At 69.2% G+C, this 4,870-nt stretch carries 5 protein-coding genes; 4 read left to right on the forward strand and 1 reads right to left on the reverse strand.

Translation table 11 applies throughout. The features are described from left to right. The coding region (locus tag OP79_RS48330) for a recombinase family protein (protein ID WP_169786274.1) at positions 1 to 234 on the reverse strand (234 nt) is incomplete at its 3' end. Positions 235 to 656: 422 nt separating this feature from the next. Between OP79_RS48330 and OP79_RS48335 the strand changes: the two genes are divergently transcribed. The 4 genes from OP79_RS48335 to OP79_RS53440 form a co-directional block, all read left to right on the forward strand. Then, positions 657 to 1,175, forward strand: coding sequence for a (2Fe-2S)-binding protein (locus OP79_RS48335; protein WP_211271023.1), 519 nt, complete (start codon positions 657 to 659; stop codon positions 1,173 to 1,175). A 3-nt stretch (positions 1,176 to 1,178) separates the two neighbouring features. Further along, positions 1,179 to 2,180, forward strand: a complete 1,002-nt coding sequence (locus OP79_RS48340; RefSeq protein WP_033329601.1) for an FAD binding domain-containing protein — start codon at positions 1,179 to 1,181, stop codon at positions 2,178 to 2,180. Beyond that, positions 2,177 to 4,357 (forward strand): xanthine dehydrogenase family protein molybdopterin-binding subunit, encoded by a 2,181-nt coding sequence (locus OP79_RS48345; protein ID WP_033329602.1) that lies wholly within the window; start codon positions 2,177 to 2,179, stop codon positions 4,355 to 4,357. The genes OP79_RS48340 and OP79_RS48345 overlap by 4 nt, the downstream gene beginning before the upstream one ends. Positions 4,358 to 4,696: 339 nt before the next feature. Continuing rightward, positions 4,697 to 4,870, forward strand: a 174-nt coding sequence (locus OP79_RS53440) for an XdhC family protein (protein WP_169786275.1), incomplete at its 3' end; no start/stop codon positions are given.

A 4,870-nucleotide genomic window follows, 5' to 3' on the forward strand; every position in this document is an offset into this window, starting at 1 on the left:
GTGGCCCCGGTGGCCGTTCATGCCCGAGCCGGCCTCGGCCTCCACCCGCACCACCCGCAGCCCCTGCCCCGCAGCCCAGACCGAGAGCCGCGCCACCTGGCGATCCAGATCCTGCCGCTGATCACGAGACGAGACCCGCGCGTAAAGCCCGGCCCCACCCTCCGGCACAGACTCCGGCTTCGACTGCTCGATCAGGACGGTGCGCTGATTGATCCGCCGGGCGGGAACCGGCAACCTCCCCTCCCGGAACCAGCGACAAGCGGTCTGCGGATGGATCCCCTGCGAACGCGCCCACCCCGTGAGATTCATCAACTCGCCGTAACGCTACGACTCAGTATCAATCAGTAAAACCCAGAATCCCGGGAGCAGTTCACAACCGTTCTTTTCCCTGTGTCAGAGGGGGAAGCCAGTGTGGGCGCGTCCAGGGCCGGCCTCGGATGCCGCGACGCCGAAGCGACACCGGATCCGCTGGGTGGGACCACTCCATCAGGCAGGGACCGCCGATCCATGGATAAACCTTCCTCTCCCGCCCCTGTGCGGGCGCCCCTACGGTTCGAGGCCGCAGGCGCTCACCGGCCCGCCGCAACGAAGGAGCGAGACCCCAGTCTCCCCTGCTCCCCCCTCGTCGGGGCCCTGTCACAAAGGATTGGGAAGCCATGATGAAGACATCGACGACCACCCGGCCGCCGACTGGCCTTGTCGAGACGGCCTTCACCGTCAACGGCGAGAAGGTGTGCCTCGCTCTGGATCCTCGCGAGTCTTTGCTCGACGTGCTGCGCGAGCGTCTCGTGCTGACCGGAACCAAGAAGGGGTGCGATCAGGGGCAGTGCGGCGCCTGCACGGTCCACATCGACGGCCGTCGCGTCGTGTCCTGTCTGACTCCGGCGGTCCAGGTCGCGGGACAGGACGTGATGACCATCGAGGGCGTCGCGGCCCCCGACGGCACGCTGCATCCGTTGCAGCAGGCGTTCGTCGACTGCGACGCCCTGCAGTGCGGCTACTGCACACCTGGGCAGGTGATGTCCGGCCTGGCCTGCCTGGCCGAAGGCCACACCGAGACCGACGGCGACATCCGTGAGTACATGAGCGGCAACCTGTGCCGATGCGGCGCGTATATCGGCATCACCGCCGCCATCCGCCGGGTGGCCGACCAGACCAAGCAGACCGAGGTGTAGACGGTGCGCTCATTCTCCTATGTAGTGCCCGACAGCGTCGCCGGGGCCGTCGATGCCCTGGCCGCCGCCGCGCCGGGCACCAAGCTCCTGGCCGGTGGCACGACCCTGTACGACCTGATGAAGCTCGGCATCGAGGCTCCGCCGGCCGTCATCGACATTCACCGTCTCGCCGAGCTGACCGAGATCAGCACGGGTAAGGACGCACTGTCGTTCGGTGCTGGAGCGAAAATGGCCGAGGTCGCCGACCATCCGGTCGTACGCCGCGACTATCCGGCGCTGTCGGAATCCTTGTGGCGGGCGGCGTCCCAGCAACTGCGCAACATGGCGACGGTCGGCGGGAACCTGCTGCAACGCACGCGATGCGGCTACTTCCGCGGCGGAGCGGAGTTCCCCTGCAACAAGAGGACTCCCGGCAGCGGCTGTGCGGCTCTCGAGGGACTCGACCGCACCCACGCACTGCTGGGCACCAGCGACACCTGCATCGCCACCTACCCGGGCGACTGGGCCGTAGCCCTGATCGCGTTCGACGCCGAACTCGACGTGGTCGGCCCAGCAGGCGAGCGGACGCTACCGCTCGGCGAACTGCACGTCGAACCGGGAGACAACCCCCTGCTCGAACACACCCTGGCTCCCGATGAGTTGATCCTGCGGATCCGCGTTCCCGCGACACCCGCCGGTCGCGGCTCCACTTACCACAAGATCCGTGACCGGGAGTCCTACGCCTTCGCCCTCACCTCGGCCGCCACCGCCGTGACGCTGGACGCACAGGGAACGGTCACGGACTGCCGGATCGGTTTGGGAGGGGTCGCCACGCGCCCCTGGCGAGCGACGGCAGCGGAACGCTCACTGGTCGGCGAGCAACTCACCATGGAAACCGCCCGCCACGCGGGGGAAGTCGCCTTCGCCGACGCCCGCCCTCCTCGCACCGGCGCGTTCCGAGTCGAACTGGGCATCCGCACCGTTACCGACGCACTGCTCACCGCCGGGAAGCGAGCCGCCCGATGAAGAACCCAGACCTGCGCCGCGTCGACGCCCACGAAAAGGTCACCGGCACCGCACGCTACGGCGCCGACCGTGTCCCGGACGACCTGGCGTATGCCATGTTCGCCTCGGCCACGATCGGCAAGGGCCGCACCGTGGCCATCGACACCGCCGCGGCCAAGGCGGTCCCCGGTGTCCGTCTGGTCCTGACCCGGTTCAACGAGGACGAACTGCGCGGCCCCGGGTTCCTGATGGGCGGAGGCTTCGCCTTCCAGAGCCTGCAGCCGCTGCTCAGCGATGTCGTCGCCTACCGAGGACAGCCGATCGCGTTGATCGTCGCCGACACCCTGGTCGCCGCCACCGAGGCGGCGGAACTCGTCCGGGCACGCTACGAGACCGAGCCGTTCGTCGTCGGAATCGACGACGAAGGCGCCACCTCCGTCCTCCAGGAAGAAGCCATCCCGCTGCCCTGGTTCGCCGACGTCAAGGTGGGCGACGCCGAGACCGCGTACGCGGCGAGCCCGGTGCAGATCGACGAGACCTACCTGCACCCGGCCCAGCACCAGGTCCCGATAGAACTGATCAGCTCAGTCGTGGAATGGCAGGGCGACAGGCTCGTAGTGCACGAGAGCACCCAGAACGCCGGCGCACTCCGCCACGGAGTCGCCACGCAACTGAACCTCGATCCCACCGACGTCGACGTCATCTCGCCCTACATCGGAGGCGGCTTCGGATCCCGGAACGCACTGCAGCCGCACATCGGGCCACTGGCGCTCGCCGCACGCCGGCTGATGCGTCCGGTCAAGCTGGTCATTCCGCGCCCGCAGACGTTCCACACCGGCAGCTTCCGGCCGGTCAGTCGTCATCGCATCCGGCTCGGCGCCGACCCGTCGGGACGGCTCCTGGCCGCCCTCCACGACACGGAGCACCAGACGTCCCGCCACGACCTGTTCCCCGCCATGTTCACGGAGATGACGTCGAGACTGTACGACGTACCCAACTTCGGGGGACGTCAGCGCCTGGTTCAGACCGACGTCCAGACGCCGGGATACATGAGGGCTCCGCACGAGGGCCCGGCCGGCTTCGCGTTCGAGTCGGCCATCGACGCACTGGCCTACGCCACCGGCCAAGACCCGGTCGAGCTGCGGCTGGCCAACGACACCGCCACGGACCCGGTCACCGGTCTGCCTTTCTCCTCCCGCCACCTGGCGCAGTGTCTGAAGCGGGGTGCGGAGCGGTTCGGATGGGAGAAACGCGATCCGCGGCCGGGGTCGATGCGTGCCGCTGACGGATCGTTCGTGGGCCTGGGCGTCGCTGCCGGCGCCTACCCGGTCATGGTCGCTCCGGCCGTGGCCCGTATATCCGCGGCAGCCGATGGCCGGGTGACCGTCGGCGTCGACGGCCACGAGATGGGGCAGGGCATCCGCTCGGCCATCGCCCTCCTGGTCGCGGAGGACCTCGGTGTTCCCGTGCAGGACGTCGTCGTACGGGTCGGTGACACGCGCTTCGCGCCGCAGCATCTCACCGCCGGTTCGTGGGGCACCGCGACCGCGTTGCCCGCGGTGCACAAGGCACTCCGCGAGCTGCGGGGGCAGCTCGGCACGGGCGACACCGGGACAGTGGATGTGGCAGCCGCGGTTCGAGCCACCGGACACGGATCGCCGGAGGTGGAGGTGACCTCTTTGGGACAGGGCCAGCCCCCCGAGATGCTCGACCGTTCACGGGCCGGCCTGAGCGCCCCTGCGGGCCCGGTCTTCCCGGACTTCACGGCCTTCAGCTGGGTCGCTCACTTCGTCGAAGTGCGGGTCGAGGCCACGACACGGCGCATCAGTGTGCCCAGGGCGCTCTGCGTGGCCGACTGCGGTCGGGTCGCCAGCCCGGTCACCGCGGCCAGTCAGGTCCGCGGGGGCGTGATCTGGGGCATCAGCCAGGCGCTCCGCGAGTCGAGCGAGGTCGACCCGCGCTTCGGCGGATTCCTCAACACAACGCTGGAGGAGTACCCAGCCGCGGTCAACGCTGACATACAGGAGATCGACGTCGACTTCATCGACGAGCCCGACCTGCTCCTCAACGACGTCGGGGTGAAGGGCCTCGGCGAGGTCACGGTGGTCGGCGTGGCAGCCGCTGTCGCGAACGCGGTCTTCCACGCCACCGGACAGCGACAGAACCGGCTGCCCATCCGGATCGAGCACGTGATGTAGGCCGTCAACTCGTCAGGATCACTCCGGGCAGGAGTGCTTGGGTGGTGCGACCGACGTCGCACCACCCAGGCGACGGAGGCTCGTTGTCGGCGCAGGACGAGTCGACCGGGATCACTGGAAATTCAGCCTCCCCGGAAATGCGCATCCGGGGCTTGACCGGGTGTTCTGCACGGCGCAGGCCCCGTTCGCCAACGCGGTCTTCAACGCCACCGGCCTTTCCGGTCGTCGGTCCCCGTCCGACCGCCGGACCTACCAGGGTCGCCCCGCGTATGCGCTCAGCGTCCATGCGTGGCGGCAACCCGCCCTCCCTTCCTCACGGCGAACCACGGAGAAGGACTCATGCTGAACATCGCGGACACACTGCACCGCTGGTGCCGCGCGGCCCGCCCCTTCGCCCTGGCCACCGTGGTCGATGTCACCGGCAGCGCGCCCCTGCCGGTCGGTACGTCGGTCGCGGTGGACGAGGACGGCAACGCGGTCGGCAGCATCTCCGGCGGCTGTGTCGAGGGCGCG

The sequence above is a fragment of the Streptomyces yerevanensis genome (assembly GCF_000716805.1).
GTDB lineage: Bacteria > Actinomycetota > Actinomycetes > Streptomycetales > Streptomycetaceae > Streptomyces > Streptomyces flaveus.